The 13,570-nt window shown below is 65.5% G+C and carries 13 protein-coding genes; 4 read left to right on the plus strand and 9 right to left on the minus strand.

Annotation, left to right across the window (positions count from 1 at the left end; translation table 11 throughout):
* Positions 1-8: 8 nt before the first annotated feature.
* The gene (locus ON44_RS19210; protein ID WP_040691978.1) at positions 9-671 is read left to right on the plus strand and encodes a methionine ABC transporter permease; all 663 of its coding nucleotides are present in this window, start codon (positions 9-11) and stop codon (positions 669-671) included.
* Positions 672-741: 70 nt separating this feature from the next.
* Here ON44_RS19210 and ON44_RS48440 read toward each other — a convergent pair whose 3' ends face one another.
* Both ON44_RS48440 and ON44_RS19225 read right to left on the minus strand, forming a co-directional pair.
* Positions 742-1,728, minus strand: coding sequence for a DUF4189 domain-containing protein (locus ON44_RS48440; RefSeq protein ID WP_083897990.1), 987 nt, complete (start codon positions 1,726-1,728; stop codon positions 742-744).
* Positions 1,729-1,934: 206 nt separating this feature from the next.
* Entirely contained in the window at positions 1,935-2,162 is a 228-nt protein-coding gene (locus ON44_RS19225; RefSeq protein ID WP_157187218.1) for a hypothetical protein, read from the minus strand.
* 167 nt (positions 2,163-2,329) lie between these two features.
* Here ON44_RS19225 and ON44_RS19230 point away from each other — a divergent pair, with 167 nt between their 5' ends.
* Positions 2,330-3,964 carry a nuclease-related domain-containing protein gene (locus ON44_RS19230; RefSeq protein ID WP_157187219.1) on the plus strand — a complete coding sequence of 545 codons (1,635 nt, stop codon included), beginning with the start codon at positions 2,330-2,332 and terminating at the stop codon, positions 3,962-3,964.
* An 84-nt stretch (positions 3,965-4,048) separates the two neighbouring features.
* Here the strand turns inward: ON44_RS19230 and ON44_RS19235 are convergent, their stop codons facing one another.
* The 7 genes from ON44_RS19235 to ON44_RS19265 are packed head-to-tail and all read right to left on the minus strand — an operon-like array spanning position 4,049 to position 10,448.
* On the minus strand, positions 4,049-4,420 hold the full coding sequence (locus tag ON44_RS19235) for a metal-sulfur cluster assembly factor (protein ID WP_040691986.1): 372 nt from the start codon (positions 4,418-4,420) through the stop codon (positions 4,049-4,051).
* Entirely contained in the window at positions 4,417-4,914 is a 498-nt protein-coding gene (gene sufU / locus ON44_RS19240; protein WP_040691988.1) for a Fe-S cluster assembly sulfur transfer protein SufU, read from the minus strand. The genes ON44_RS19235 and sufU overlap by 4 nt, the downstream gene beginning before the upstream one ends.
* A gap of 3 nt (positions 4,915-4,917) precedes the next feature.
* A complete protein-coding gene (locus tag ON44_RS19245; protein ID WP_040691990.1) occupies positions 4,918-6,171 on the minus strand; it encodes a cysteine desulfurase in 1,254 nt (417 codons plus the stop codon).
* 1 nt (position 6,172) lies between these two features.
* The gene (sufC, locus tag ON44_RS19250) at positions 6,173-6,949 is read right to left on the minus strand and encodes a Fe-S cluster assembly ATPase SufC (RefSeq protein WP_040691992.1); all 777 of its coding nucleotides are present in this window, start codon (positions 6,947-6,949) and stop codon (positions 6,173-6,175) included.
* A gap of 39 nt (positions 6,950-6,988) precedes the next feature.
* On the minus strand, positions 6,989-8,200 hold the full coding sequence (gene sufD / locus ON44_RS19255; protein WP_040691993.1) for a Fe-S cluster assembly protein SufD: 1,212 nt from the start codon (positions 8,198-8,200) through the stop codon (positions 6,989-6,991).
* The gene (sufB, locus tag ON44_RS19260; RefSeq protein ID WP_040691994.1) at positions 8,200-9,636 is read right to left on the minus strand and encodes a Fe-S cluster assembly protein SufB; all 1,437 of its coding nucleotides are present in this window, start codon (positions 9,634-9,636) and stop codon (positions 8,200-8,202) included. Before sufB ends, sufD begins: the two co-directional genes overlap by 1 nt.
* Positions 9,633-10,448 carry a helix-turn-helix transcriptional regulator gene (locus tag ON44_RS19265; RefSeq protein WP_083897992.1) on the minus strand — a complete coding sequence of 272 codons (816 nt, stop codon included), beginning with the start codon at positions 10,446-10,448 and terminating at the stop codon, positions 9,633-9,635. The genes sufB and ON44_RS19265 overlap by 4 nt, the downstream gene beginning before the upstream one ends.
* A gap of 361 nt (positions 10,449-10,809) precedes the next feature.
* Here ON44_RS19265 and mptB point away from each other — a divergent pair, with 361 nt between their 5' ends.
* Together mptB and ON44_RS19275 are read left to right on the plus strand one after the other, a co-directional pair.
* Positions 10,810-12,549 (plus strand): polyprenol phosphomannose-dependent alpha 1,6 mannosyltransferase MptB, encoded by a 1,740-nt coding sequence (gene mptB / locus ON44_RS19270; RefSeq protein ID WP_169338078.1) that lies wholly within the window; start codon positions 10,810-10,812, stop codon positions 12,547-12,549.
* Between the two features lie 125 nt (positions 12,550-12,674).
* A partial coding sequence (locus ON44_RS19275) for an ABC transporter ATP-binding protein (RefSeq protein WP_174415084.1) occupies positions 12,675-13,570 on the plus strand: 896 nt, incomplete at its 3' end.

A 13,570-nucleotide genomic window follows, 5' to 3' on the forward strand; every position in this document is an offset into this window, starting at 1 on the left:
GGTAACTTGTGCATACGGATTGGGACAAACTCCGGCCGGTACTGACCGAGGCCATCGGCACCACCATCTACCTGGTGCTGCTCACGTTCGTGGTCGGCGGATTGATCGGGCTGTTCCTCGGCACCGCCCTCTACACCACCCGCAAGGGCGGGCTGCTGGCGAATGCGCCGATCAATGTGCTGCTCAATGTGTTGGTGAATGTGGTCCGGCCGATTCCGTTCATCATTCTGCTGGCGGCGCTCGGTCCGGTCACCCTAGAAGTGGTCGGGACGACGATCGGTACGGAGGCCGCTGCCTTCGTCATGATCGTGGCGGCATCCTTCGGTATCGCCCGGATCGTGGAGCAGAATCTGGTCACGGTGGATCCGGGCGTCATCGAGGCGGCCAGGGCGGTCGGCGCCGGTCCGCTGCGGATCGTTCTGACACTGCTGATCCCGGAAGCGTTGGGGCCCTTGGTGCTCGGCTACACCTTCGTGGTGATCGCCATCGTCGATATGTCCGCCATGGCGGGCACGGTCGGCGGCGGCGGGCTCGGTGATTTCGCGCTGGTCTACGGATATCAGCGGTTCGACTGGCAGGTCACCCTGGTCGCGACATTGATCATTATCGTCGGCGTGCAGGGGATTCAGTTCCTGGGCAATATCATTGCCCGAAAGGTGCTGCGCCGCTGATCCCTCGGCGCGGCCACAACCAGGTGCGCTCTCGACGCCGATCGCGTCGAGAGCGCGCTCGGTTCTTCCGTCAGCTCGCGTTCGCGGTGCACTGCGAATCGACGATGCGCGGTTCGCGCGGCACCGAACTGCCGAAGTTCAGCAGCGGCGGCGGTGCGGTCGGCCCGGCATTGGCGATCGCCTGCTGCTCGGCCTCGGCTCGTGTCGGCGCCCAGGCCCAGCCCAGATGATCATCGCCATTTCGGGCCACGGCCGCGCACGCATTGGCGAATTGCACGATGACATGGCAGCTGGACAGTCCGCACTGCTGCACCGCGGCACGGTCCGAATCCGCCCAGTTCGAGTAGTTGTACGCCCATCCGAGTGTCGCGTCGCCGCGCGACGAGACCGAAATCGCCAATGAGCCGTAGAGGCCATCGTCCGCCTGTGCGGTGCCGGCGGCGACGAACGCACCCGCGGACGCGGCCACCAGACCCATGGCAGCCTTGGACGATAGTGACATGTGTTGCGCTCCCCAGTTCCGAAAATAGCTTCGGATCGAAATCCTGACCGCTCCGATCCCAATTGTCCAAATCTTTGTATCACCAGAGCTGGACAACCGTCGGTCAGCTATCCCCAGCGCCACAGCTCCTCTTGCCGCCAACGCCGACGAGCCCCACGGCGGCACCACATCTCGCCAGTCCGCCGGCCAATTCGCCAGCGCGACGACCATCATGATCACCAGATGAATCGGCGCCGAGGTGCCCTGCCAGAACGGCGCGTCATCGACGAGATGTGTGGTCACCGCCCCGGTCAGCACCAGTACCAGCATGGCCGCGCCGAGGAATCTGCTCTCCCGCCGCGGAAGCACCAGCAGCACAGCCGCGATCAACTCCAGCCCACCCACCACGAACCGCATATTCGGATGAAATCCCCACTCCGCGAACTTCTCCGAATAGGCGGGCCCGAAAAATGTAGACCCGGGCCAGAACTTGGTTGCGAAGCCGACGAAGAACTCGAATCCGAGAAACCAGTAGAGGCCGGTACCTATCCGAGCCGACCGCAAGCGTTGCGACATGTTCCCTCTTCCGCAGGTCATCCACCGCGATGCGGTGGCGACGGACATCTGCCCGCCACCGCTATGACCAGGTCCGGCCGGGAAATGTGACGGCGGGCGCGGCGCTGGCCGCTCGACTATGCGAGAGCCGGACCAGGGAGCAATCATCGTCACCGGTGGCAGCCGTGGCATCGGTGCCGACCCGTGAGCGTCGCTGGTATCCGCGATCAGTCGTCGATGACAGCGTCTTCCAGACTGGGGTCGTAGTCGTCGAGTTCGGGGTCGTAGAAGTCAGGCGCAGGTAGATCGCTGGCGACAGTGCCGGACTGTCGGGCGGCCGCGGCGTATGCGATCCGGTCGTCCTCGGATCCCGCCAGCGCGCGCCACGGCGCGATCAGCTGGTCCAGGTGCGCGGTTGTGGCGTCGGGGCGCTCGCAGAGAGCGATGACCGCCATGGCATCTCGACCGATCATTTGGGCTGCCGCTCTGCCGACGCGCCGACGTAGTTACCCCTTTTGCCGCCAAAACCCTGCTCTTTGAGTGCCTTTCACATTCTCACGAGACCTCTGCAATGAATACCGTTGTGGGGTCGACTGTGCAGGCGAGATGGAGGGTGACCTCGATGCTGGTTGTCAACGAAGGGTCGGCGCAACGATCCGAACAGTGCGTGCTCGATTGGATACGGACTTGGAACGGCCAATACGTCATTGTGGGGCTTGCTGTTTCGGGGTATTCCATACCCGACCGCGACCCGAATGACGCGGCGCGGCAGATGGACGTGGTGGTCATCACTCCGCGCGCTGTGGTCGTGATCGAAGTCCAGGAGATCACTTCCGAGGTGACCGGCGGAGTGCTGTCGGTGCGGGCCGACGGACGCTGGCAGCTGTCCGGATTCGATGGGGAGCCGGTTCCCCGCCACGACAGTGATCCATTCGGCCAGGTGGCGAGCAATGTATACCTCCTGAGCCAGGTGGTGCGCAGACGGCACCCGGACGCCCTCGTCGACGGGCTGATCGTGGTCGTGCCGCCCCGAGAAGCGACCATCACACTGGATATCGAATCCCGAAAGCCCGGCGGCACCATGGTCCTCGACTCGTCGGCGGGGTTGCGGGCCTGGTTCCTTCGAACAGCGAACCGGAAGTTGATCTGGACTGCCGAGCAGGCGTACGAACTGCTCGGCGAGCTCGGCCTTTCGCATGCGGTAACGGTCGAAGAGCTTGTGGCCGAGGGATTTCCGTCGCAAAGCCGACGACCTGAACGTCCCGCATCTAAGGTGCTGGTGCAAGCCCATGCGTCGTCCGCGCTCGGCGCCGTCGAACTTCCCGACGACGGTCGCATGCCATCGGAGGTGTCACTTTCCGGGGCTCCATACCCGCCATGGCTTCCGGCCGACATCGACGAGGAGCCGTCGGAGAGCGTGGCACCATCGCGGCTCGTAGCCGATACCGATATGGAGCCGCACGCCGAGGCATCCGCGCCGCTGCCGGAGCCGGTGGACCATCCGGATGCGATACAGGCGCGGTCGACTCCGCAGTTGTCGTCGGCATTCACGGACCGATGGTCGTCCTGGATCGAGTCCGATGGGTCGTCGGACGAGCCTCGGTCGCGCCGTGACCTCGACCGTCGAGGTCGTCCGCACCGAGAGCCACGCCTGCGGAACTGGCTGCCGACCCCACCGAACTTTGTGGCAACGGCGGCACCACACGTGTCGAAGGCGCGGGTTCAGCCTTCGACGCCGGCTGGGCCGGAACCTCGATCGGCGGAAAGGCTGCGGCATTGGACCGCGACCGGATCGGGGGCGCTGACAGACATTGAGCCGCAGTCATTGTCGACAGCACCGGCCCAGCCTTCGGCGATGGTTGGGGCGCAGCCGGTATCGGAGCACGAGCCACCGCGTTCATCGGCGGTTGGATCAGAGCCACTGATGATGGCCGAGCAGCGACCTGTGCGGTCGTTGCGGCCGGGCAGCGTGCCCGCCGCACAGCGTTCGCATCAGGCTTCGACTCCTCGGCTGGCGTCCGTGGTCGCCAAGGGGATGAAGCTCATCGCGGGCCTGCCGCAACTGCTCGCGACGGTGGTCGTGGTCGGGGTGATTGTCGGCACGATCTGGTTACTTGTTTCCGAAGGTATGCACCCGAAACCTGCTGTCGTCGAGCCCCGCCCGGAATCGAGCACCGAGCCGGCTGTGCTGCCGCAACTACCAGCTCCGCCCCAGCCACCTGCGGCGGAGTGCTTCCCATTCCAACAACAGTGCTGATCCGCGCGAGCCACGCACTGTACTCAGTGCGTGGCTCGTCATGGTCCGTGCGACAAGCTTGGCGCCGCAGCCGTATTCGCGGTTCTAGACCGTGAAGCCCAAGGCGCGGAGTTGTTCGCGGCCGTCTTCGGTGATCTTGTCGGGGCCCCACGGGGGCATCCAGACCCAGTTGATCTTGAGGTCTTCGGCCAGGCCGGAACGGACGAGGGCGTTGCGGGACTGATCCTCGATGACATCGGTCAGCGGGCAGGCCGCCGAGGTGAGGGTCATATCGAGGGTGACGATATTGTCCTGGTCGACGCTCATGCCGTACACCAAGCCGAGGTCGACGACATTGATGCCGAGTTCGGGGTCGACGACGTCGCGCATCGCCTCCTCGATGTCCTCGAGCTGCTTGATGTCCTCGGCCGAAAGTTCGACCTGCTCGGTCGTTTCGGTGACTGGTGTCTCACTCATGACGGTTGTTTTCCATTCGTGGAGATGTCGGTGCCCATAGTCCGCTTCGCCTCTTCGGCCGAGGTTATCCGAATCACCGCATCCTTGAACGCCAGCCAACCCAGCAGGGCGCATTTGACTCGGGCCGGATACTTCGACACTCCGCTGAGCGCGATGCCGTCGCCGATCATGTCCTCGTCGCCCTCGACAGTGCCGCGGCTGGAGATCATCTCGTTGTACGAGTCGACAACCTTCAGCGCCTGCTGCACCGGCAATCCGATCACCTGATCGGTGAGGATCGAGGTGGCGGCCTGACTGATCGAACAGCCCTGACCGTCGTAGGACACATCGGCGACATCACCGTTGTCGTCGAGCTGGACGCGCAAGGTCACCTCGTCACCGCAGGTCGGGTTGACGTGGTGCACCTCGGCACCGAACGGCTCCCGCAGCCCGCGGTGATGCGGGTGCTTGTAGTGATCCAGGATCACTTCCTGGTACATCTGCTCCATGCGCATGTCTTATGCAACTCCGAAGAAGCTCTGGGCCTTCCGCACGGCGGCTACCAGCTGGTCTACCTCATCCAGGGTGTTGTAAACCGCGAACGACGCACGGGCCGTCGCTTGCACGCCGAGGCGGCGCATCAGCGGCCACGCGCAGTGGTGGCCCACTCGCACGGCGACACCCTCGTCGTCCAGAATCTGCCCGACGTCATGGGCGTGGATGCCGTCGACCACGAACGACACCGCACCGCCGCGATCGATGTTCTCGGTCGGGCCGACGATCCGCACGCCCGCGATCGCGGCGAGTCCGTCCAGCGCCGCACCGGTGAGCGCATGTTCATGTGCCGCAACGGCTTCCATGCCGATCGCTTCGAGATACCGCACGGCCGCGCCCAATCCGACCACCTGCGAGGTCATCGGCACACCGGCCTCGAACCGCTGCGGCGGCGGTGCGTAGGTGCTGCCCTCCATGGTGACGGTCTCGATCATCGAACCGCCGGTGATGAACGGCGGGGTCTCCGCGAGCAGCGCGCGCCGCCCGTAGAGCACGCCGACACCGGACGGTCCGAGCATCTTGTGCCCGGAGAACGCGGCGAAGTCGACGCCGAGTTCACGGAAGTTCACCGGCATATGCGGCACCGACTGGCAGGCATCGAGCACCGTCAGTGCGCCGACTTCCTTTGCCCGACGGACCAATTCGGCGACATCGGTGACCGCACCGGTCACATTCGACTGGTGCGTGAACGCGACAACCTTGGTGGCCGGCGACAATTCGAGTGAATCGAGATCGATGCGGCCGTCATCGGTGATGCCGTACCACTTCAGCGTCGCGCCGGTGCGGCGCGCGAGCTCCTGCCACGGCACGAGATTCGCGTGGTGTTCCAGCTCGGTGATGACGATCTCGTCGCCGGGGCCCACGTGGTACGGGAACCGGCTGTCGGCGAACGAGTAGGTCACCAAGTTCAGCGATTCGGTCGCGTTCTTGGTGAACACGATCTCATCCGCGTCCACGCCGACGAACCGGCCGATATCGACGCGGGCGCCCTCGTACGCGTCGGTCGCCTCCTCGGCCAGCTGGTGCGCACCGCGGTGCACCGCCGAATTGCTCTCGGTCAGGAACTTCCGTTCCGCGTCGAGTACCGCGAGCGGGCGCTGCGAGGTCGCGCCGGAGTCCAGGTACACCAGCGGTTTCCCATCCCGAACCGTGCGGTTCAGGATCGGGAAGTCGGCCCGGATCCGGGCGACGTCGAGGGTACGGACCGTGGCGGTCATATCAGGCTCCAGCGGTAGCGGTCTGAGTAAAGCGAACGTAGCCATTGGCGTCGAGTTCCTCGGCCAGCTCGGCGCCGCCCTCGGCGACGATGCGGCCGCCGACGAACACGTGCACGAATTCGGGCTGGATGTAGCGCAGGATGCGGGTGTAGTGCGTGATCAGCAGCACGCCGCCGTTCTCGCGCTCCTTGTAGCGGTTGACGCCCTCGGAGACGATGCGCAGCGCGTCGACGTCCAGGCCGGAGTCGGTCTCGTCCAGGATGGCGATCTTCGGCTTGAGCAGACCCAGCTGCAGGATCTCGTGGCGCTTCTTCTCACCGCCGGAGAAGCCCTCGTTCACGCTGCGATCGGCGAAGGCGGCGTCGATCTCCAGCTCGTTCATCGACTCCTTCACCTCCTTGACCCAGGTGCGCAGCTTGGGGGCCTCACCGCGGACCGCGGTGGCGGCGGTGCGCAGGAAGTTCGACATCGAGACACCGGGAACCTCGACCGGGTACTGCATGGCCAGGAACAGACCCGCGCGCGCCCGCTCGTCGACGGACATCGCGAGGACGTCCTCGCCGTCGAGGGTGATCGAACCGGAGGTCACCGTGTACTTCGGGTGTCCGGCGATCGCGTACGACAGGGTCGACTTGCCGGAGCCGTTCGGGCCCATGATGGCGTGGGTCTCACCGGAGGAGATGGTGAGGTTCACGCCCTTGAGGATCTTGATGGGCTCGCCGGACTCGTCCGGGTTGGCGACCTCGACGTGCAGGTCCTTGATTTCCAGGGTGGTCATCGAATTCGAGTTCCTTTGTGGGGGTAGATGGTTCGGGTATCAGACGCCGATCGCGGCGAGCTCGGCCTCGATGGCCGCCTCCAGCCGCTCCCGGATCTCGGGGACCGCGATCTTCTGGATGATCTCGTGGAAGAAGCCGCGCACCACCAGACGGCGGGCCGCATCCTCCGGGATACCGCGAGCACGCAGATAGAACAGCTGCTCGTCGTCGAAACGACCGGTCGCGGATGCGTGTCCGGCGCCGACGATCTCGCCGGTCTCGATCTCCAGGTTCGGCACCGAATCGGCGCGCGCGCCGTCGGTGAGCACCAGGTTGCGGTTCACCTCGAAGGTGTCGGTGCCCTCGGCGGCGGCGCGGATGAGCACGTCACCGACCCACACCGTGCGGGCATCGCCCTTGGGCGAATGCGGATCGCCCTGCAGCGCACCCTTGTACAGCACATTCGACTTGCAGTGCGGAACCGCGTGATCGATGAGCAGGCGCTGCTCGAAGTGCTGACCGGCATCGGCGAAGTAGAGGCCGAGCAGTTCGGCGTCGCCGCCGGGACCGTCGTAGCGAACGTTCGCGGTGAGGCGCACCAGATCGCCGCCCAGTGTCACCGCGATATGCCGCAGGGTCGCGTCGCGACCGAGCTGGGCGTGGTGCGCGGTGGTGTTCACGGCGTCATCGGCCCAGTCCTGAACCGCGACGACGGTCAACTTCGCGCTGTCACCCAGCACGAATTCGACATTCTCGGCGTAGGTTCCGCTGCCGCGCTGGTCGATGACCACGGTGGCGACGGCGAAATTGCCGAGGCGAATCTGCAGGTGCCCGTACGCGGTCTTGCCCTCGCCGGGGCCGGTGACCGTGACGACCACCGCCTCGGCGACCTCGGTCTCCGCGCCGACCGACACGACCGTTGCCGTCTCGAAGCCCGAGTATGCCTGGGCGGCAACACGATCCGACGGCACACCGGCGGCACCGAGACGAGAGTCGGTGCGCGCCACCGTCTCCACGTGCACACCGGCAACCGAGGAGACCTCGACCGTGGCCTTGCCGTCGCGGACCGCGGTGCCGTCGTGCAGACCGCGCAGTCGACGCAGCGGGGTGAACCGCCACGCCTCGTCCTTGCCCGAAGGCACCTCGAAGGCGTTCACGTCGTAGGAGGTGAAGACCTCCCCCTTGTTGGTCGCGGCCCCTGCGCCCGGGTTCTGAATCGGCTTAGCCGTGGGGTTCTCGCCCTCGACCGCTCCAATTACACCAGTCGCCATCAGCCAACGGCCCCTTCCATCTGCAGCTCGATGAGCCGGTTCAGTTCCAATGCGTATTCCATCGGGAGTTCCTTGGCGATCGGCTCGACGAAGCCGCGCACGACCATCGCCATGGCCTCGTCCTCGGTGAGGCCGCGGCTCATCAGGTAGAACAGCTGGTCCTCGGACACCTTCGAGACGGTGGCCTCGTGGCCCATGGTCACGTCGTCCTCGCGGATGTCGACGTACGGGTAGGTGTCGGAACGGCTGATCGTATCGACCAGCAGCGCATCACATTTCACGGTCGACTTGGAACCGTGCGCACCCTTGTTGACCTGAACCAGACCGCGGTAGGAGGCCCGGCCGCCACCGCGCGCCACCGACTTGCTGATGATGGTGGACGAGGTGTGCGGCGCCAGGTGCAGCATCTTCGCGCCGGTGTCCTGGTGCTGGCCGGGACCGGCGAAGGCCACCGACAGAACCTCACCACGGGCGTACTCGCCGGTCATCCAGACCGCCGGGTACTTCATGGTGACCTTGGAGCCGATATTGCCGTCGACCCATTCCATGGTCGCGCCCGCCTCGGCCTTGGCCCGCTTGGTGACCAGGTTGTAGACGTTGTTCGACCAGTTCTGGATGGTGGTGTAGCGGCAGCGGCCGCCCTTCTTCACGATGATCTCGACCACCGCGGAGTGCAGCGAATCGGACTTGTAGATCGGCGCGGTGCAGCCCTCGACGTAGTGCACGTAGGCGCCCTCGTCGACGATGATCAGGGTCCGCTCGAACTGGCCCATATTCTCGGTATTGATACGGAAGTAGGCCTGCAGCGGAATATCGACGTGCACGCCCGGCGGCACGTAGATGAACGAACCACCCGACCACACGGCGGTATTCAGCGCGGAGAACTTGTTGTCACCAGCCGGGATCACCGAGCCGAAGTACTGCTCGAAGATCTCCGGATGCTCGCGCAGACCGGTGTCGGTGTCCAGGAAGATGACGCCCTGCTTCTCGAGGTCCTCGCGGATCGAGTGGTAGACGACCTCCGACTCGTACTGCGCGGCGACACCGGCGACCAGGCGCTGCTTCTCCGCCTCCGGGATGCCGAGCTTGTCGTAGGTGTTCTTGATGTCCTCGGGCAGGTCTTCCCAGCTCTCGGCCTGCTTCTCGCTGGAGCGCACGAAGTACTTGATGTTGTCGAAGTCGATACCGTCGAGATTGGAGCCCCAACTCGGCATCGGCTTGCGATCGAAGATGCGCAATGCCTTGAGCCGGTGCTCGAGCATCCAGTCGGTCTCGTTCTTCTTGGCCGAGATGTCGCGGACGACAGCCTCGGACAGGCCTCGTTGCGCACTGGCACCGGCCACATCCGAATCGGCCCAGCCGTAACCGTATTTGCCCAGGGAAGCAATGGTTTCTTCCTGAGTGAGCGGTTGCACCTGGTCGGTGGTCGTCGTCATTCGGCACTCCTTCCGGAGTCGTTCGTACGTACCGCTGCGGGCTGTGCAGCGGTTTTATGGGAAGCGTTATCGGTGATAGGGAGAACGAACAGCGGCACATGGGTAGTGCACGCGCAGTCGCCATTGGCGATCGTCGCAAGTCGCTGCACGTGGGTTCCGAGCAGGTCCCGGAAAGCCTCGAGTTCGGCCTCGCACAACTGTGGGAATTCCTCGGCGACGTGGGCCACCGGGCAGTGGTGCTGGCAGATCTGCACGCCCGCGCCGACCTTGCGGGTGGACGCGGCGAATCCGGCATCGGTGAAGGCCTCGGCGATCTCGTCCGCCTTGGCAGTAGTGGTTTCGGGGGTGTGTTCGGCGACCGGTTCGATGCCCTCGACGATGGTCCGTGCCCGCTTGCGCGCGAAATCGGCAATGGCCTGCTCGCCGCCGACCTCACCGAGCTGGCGAAGAGCCGCCCCGGCCAGATCGTCGTAGGCGTGCCCGAGCCGTCCCCGGCCCACGGCCGTCAACTGATATTGCTTGGCGGGGCGGCCGCGACCCTTCTGCTGCCACGGCGCCGAGCGGCTGGCCCGCGCCTGACCGGATTCGATCAGTGCGTCCAGGTGCCGACGGACACCGGCCGGCGTCAGGCCGAGCTTGGTGCCGATCGCGGTCGCGGTGATCGGGCCCTCTTCGAGCAGCAGCTGAACCACGGCGGCGCGAGTATGTCCTTCACCGCCCGCGACCAGGGGCGCGGGCGCAGCAACGGACCCGGCACCGGTACGGCGACCGGTCCCTCGATCCTCGTCGTGCGGCAAACCCACGGTTTTCACAACACCAGTGTGACGGAATTAGTGCCGGGAATCTAATAAGGGTGCCCTGAGTTGAACGAGCCGATGACCTGCACGGGAGCGCTTTTCCGGCGGCGTTCGGATGCAACACGTTCGCCACCTGCGGGTCTCGTGCAACGGCCGCCCCGAGCACCCGGCGAAATTACGAGTGCGATTTAGACCACACCTCGGTGACGAAAATCCGTCAGCGCACCGTGACCAGCTTCATCGGCACCTGACAGCGGGGCGATTCGAACTTCCGCGGCCACGCGTGTGCACGGGTCCGAAGGTAGCGCGAACATGCCCCGCGGTCGGTTCCGCGGGCACCGGATACGCCAGTGGTATCGGCTACGCTGACCGCGTGATGTCAGGCGAACACGGCGAACCAGGTGTCGAACGCAGCCGGTCGACCACCCTGATTCGCCTGCGTCGGACCGCGCCCATCAGCACCGCCGTTGCACTGGGGCGCCGGATCATCGGTCTGGATGTTCCGCCCGACCACACCGTCGGCGACACCCTGCACATCAACGAACCCGAAGCCGCCGAACTCAACCCGCAGGAGACCGCACAACTGCGTCGCGTCCGTCTCCTGGGCGCGACAGGTTCGGTCATGATGGCCATCGGCGCGCTCGGTCTCGGCGCCCAGCCCACGCTGCAGAATCCGACCTACGGCAAGGCGATCCTCGGGCTGCCCGCGCGCGTGCACAATTCGGGACTGGCGACGACCATGGTCGGCACGGTCATCGTCATGTTGGCCTGGCTGCTACTCGGCCGATTCGCACTCGGGTTGCAGTCCAACCGCATTCGCCGCATCAGCCGATCACAACTCGACCGGACACTGCTGCTGTGGATCATCCCGCTGTCGGTCGCACCACCGATGTTCAGCCAGGATGTCTATTCCTATCTGGCCCAGGGTGAGATCGCGGCGAGCGGACTCGATCCCTACGACGTCGGCCCGGTACAGGGACTCGGCCAGGACCATATTCTGACGCGCAGCGTCCCCAATATCTGGCAGAATTCGCCCGCGCCATACGGCCCCCTCTCGATTTGGCTGGGCAAGGGCATCGCCGAAATCGTCGGCGACAATATGCTCGCCGGAGTGCTGCTGCACCGAATGCTGGCGTTGCTCGGCGTGGCCTGCATCGTTTGGGCGCTCCCGCGCCTGGCACAGCGCTGTCGGGTATCGCCGGTGGCCGCATTGTGGCTCGGCGCCGTGAACCCACTGGTGATATTCCACCTGGTATCCGGTGTACACAACGAGGCCATGATGCTCGGCCTGATGCTGGTCGGGTTGGAATATTGTCTGGCGGCCCTGAGCAATATCGGACCGATGCGCGGACACGCACTCGTGCTGCTCTTATCTGGTACCACCCTGATAGCGCTGTCCGCCATGGTCAAGATTCCGTCGATGCTGGCACTGGCATTCGTGTGGATGGCATTGAGCCGAAAATGGGGCGGCGATTGGCGTGCGGTGCTCAGATCCGCGCTGTTTCTCGGTTGCGTCACCGGTACCGTCATGCTCGCGGTATGCCTGGGCAGCGGTCTCGGTTTCGGCTGGATAGACACCCTGACCATGGCCAACTCGGTGCGCAGCTGGATGTCGCTACCCACCGCGCTCGGGGTCGCCACCGGATTCGGCGGCGTCCTACTGGGATTGGGCGACCACACCACCGCACTGCTGAGCATCACCCGACCGATCGCGGCGATCGCGGCCTCGCTGGTCGTGGTGCGGCTCATGGTGGCCACCTGGCGAGGTCGGCTGCATCCGGTCGGCGCTCTCGGCGTCGCCTTCGGCGCGGTCGTCCTGTTGTTTCCGGTGGTGCAACCCTGGTACCTGCTCTGGGGCATCGTCCCGCTGGCGGCCTGGGCCAGCCGACCCGCATTCCGGGTGCCCGCGACGATCGCTTCCGCGGCGATCAGCGTCATGCTGATGCCGTCGGGCAGCGAAATCCCGCCCTTCGTCCTTATCTATGCGGCCTGCATCACCGTCCTCACCTGCACGCTGATGATCCTGGCCACCCGCAAGTCGCTGCCGTGGCGGCTGCACCACCTCGGCGCCGACACGGCGCCCACCGCGGCCGGTTCTTCCGGACCGCAGAGTTGACGAGGCAGGGGTGTCGTCCGGGTCACATCCGTCGACGGCTTACGGTGTGACACCGTGAGGGAGCGAAGCGAGCGAACAATGGGCACAGCACCCTTGGACGCGACGGAGCCGAGCACCGAGGCGCGATGGTGACCGCAGCCTCGGAACCCGCCGTCTGTATCGACGGCGTCGTCAAACGTTACGGCGAGACCACCGCCGTCGCCGGGATCAGCTTCGCGGTCGAACAGGCACAGGTGCTGGCCCTGCTCGGCCCGAACGGTGCGGGCAAGACCACGACGGTCGAAATGTGCGAGGGCTTCAAAACCCCGGATGCCGGGTCGGTCCGGGTCCTCGGACTCGATCCGATCGCCGACTCCGACCGGTTGCGGCCGCGCATCGGCGTCATGCTGCAGGGCGGTGGCGCGTATCCGGGTGCGCGCGCGGGCGAGATGCTCGATCTGGTCGCCGCCTACTCGGCCGATCCGCTCGATCCCGAGTGGTTGCTGAAAACCCTTGGCCTGCAGGACAACCGACGCACTCCGTACCGACGGCTATCCGGCGGCCAGCAGCAGCGGCTCGCCCTGGCCTGTGCACTGGTCGGGAAGCCGGAGATCGTCTTCCTCGACGAACCGACCGCGGGCCTGGACGCGCAGGCCCGGCTCATCGTGTGGGAGCTGATCGACGCGCTGCGCCGTGACGGGGTCACGGTGCTGCTCACCACGCACATGATGGACGAAGCCGAGCAACTGGCCGACCAACTGGTGATCATCGATCACGGACAGATCGTCGCCTCCGGAACACCCGCCGAGGTGACCGCACACGGCGCGGCCGGCCAACTGCGCTTCACCGCCCCGCCGAAACTCGATTTGCGCCTGCTGAAAACCGCTCTGCCGGAAGGCTTCTCGCCGCGCGAGACGATGCCGGGACAGTATCTGGTCGAGGGTGAGATCGATCCGCAGGTACTGGCGACGGTGACCGCGTGGTGTGCGCAGCAGAATGTGCTGGCCACCGATATCCGGATCGATCAGCGTCGCCTCGAGGA

This window comes from Nocardia vinacea NBRC 16497, assembly GCF_000308835.1.
In the GTDB taxonomy this organism is placed as follows: domain Bacteria; phylum Actinomycetota; class Actinomycetes; order Mycobacteriales; family Mycobacteriaceae; genus Nocardia; species Nocardia vinacea.

Bases quoted from the DNA above. Each gene is read 5' to 3' on its own strand.
- ON44_RS48440 (WP_083897990.1), bottom strand. From the start codon at position 1,728: ATGTCGCAACGCTTGCGGTCGGCTCGGATAGGTACCGGCCTCTACTGG.
- ON44_RS19225 (WP_157187218.1), bottom strand. From the start codon at position 2,162: ATGGCGGTCATCGCTCTCTGCGAGCGCCCCGACGCCACAACCGCGCAC.
- ON44_RS19230 (WP_157187219.1), top strand. From the start codon at position 2,330: ATGCTGGTTGTCAACGAAGGGTCGGCGCAACGATCCGAACAGTGCGTG.
- ON44_RS19235 (WP_040691986.1), bottom strand. From the start codon at position 4,420: ATGAGTGAGACACCAGTCACCGAAACGACCGAGCAGGTCGAACTTTCG.
- sufU (WP_040691988.1), bottom strand. From the start codon at position 4,914: ATGCGCATGGAGCAGATGTACCAGGAAGTGATCCTGGATCACTACAAG.
- ON44_RS19245 (WP_040691990.1), bottom strand. From the start codon at position 6,171: ATGACCGCCACGGTCCGTACCCTCGACGTCGCCCGGATCCGGGCCGAC.
- sufC (WP_040691992.1), bottom strand. From the start codon at position 6,949: ATGACCACCCTGGAAATCAAGGACCTGCACGTCGAGGTCGCCAACCCG.
- sufD (WP_040691993.1), bottom strand. From the start codon at position 8,200: ATGGCGACTGGTGTAATTGGAGCGGTCGAGGGCGAGAACCCCACGGCT.
- sufB (WP_040691994.1), bottom strand. From the start codon at position 9,636: ATGACGACGACCACCGACCAGGTGCAACCGCTCACTCAGGAAGAAACC.
- mptB (WP_169338078.1), top strand. From the start codon at position 10,810: ATGTCAGGCGAACACGGCGAACCAGGTGTCGAACGCAGCCGGTCGACC.